Genomic DNA, 530 nt, shown 5'->3' with positions numbered 1-530 from the left:
GTATGAATACCAGAATTAAAAAAGCTAATATATTCAGGGAAAGCTTCATCAATACAAGAAGTAAGCTTTGTTTTTAAAGAAGCAATAGATTTTTTTAGATTTCTTCTAAATCTAGAAAGTTCTTTAAGTTCAATATTATTGTAATCTTCTTCTTTAAATAAAGAATAAGCACAAAGTAATGCTGTTTGAGCAATAGAGATAGAATCTATCTTATCATTTTTAGCATTACGTATAGAAGCTTTTCTTAATTTATTTGTAAGTATAGGATTTAAAATAGTAATTTTAAATCCAAGATTATAGAAATACTTAATAAGGTTATTTCCATAAATAGAAGTAGATTCAATAACTATTAAAACATCTTCTTTATTGTAATCTTTTAAAGTATCTTTTAATTTAGAGAAAACAGAAGCATTATTAGTTACAAGAAAAGGTTTACCAATAACTTCATTACTAGAATTAATAACAGAAGCATAGTGTACACCAAATATTATACTAATAGACTTGTAATGAGATTAAAATTTGATAACTTA

1 protein-coding gene is annotated in these 530 nt (G+C 23.2%); it reads right to left on the bottom strand.

All coding sequences use genetic code 11. The annotated features are described in order from the left end of the window. Window positions 1–488, bottom strand: a 488-nt coding sequence (locus tag GM111_RS08635) for an IS110 family transposase (RefSeq protein WP_408022643.1), incomplete at its 3' end; no start/stop codon positions are given. Between the last annotated feature and the right edge of the window lie 42 nt (window positions 489–530).

Origin of the sequence: Streptobacillus canis, assembly GCF_009733925.1 — a bacterium.
Classification (GTDB): domain Bacteria; phylum Fusobacteriota; class Fusobacteriia; order Fusobacteriales; family Leptotrichiaceae; genus Streptobacillus; species Streptobacillus canis.
This window is presented reverse-complemented; position numbering and strand designations above follow the sequence as displayed.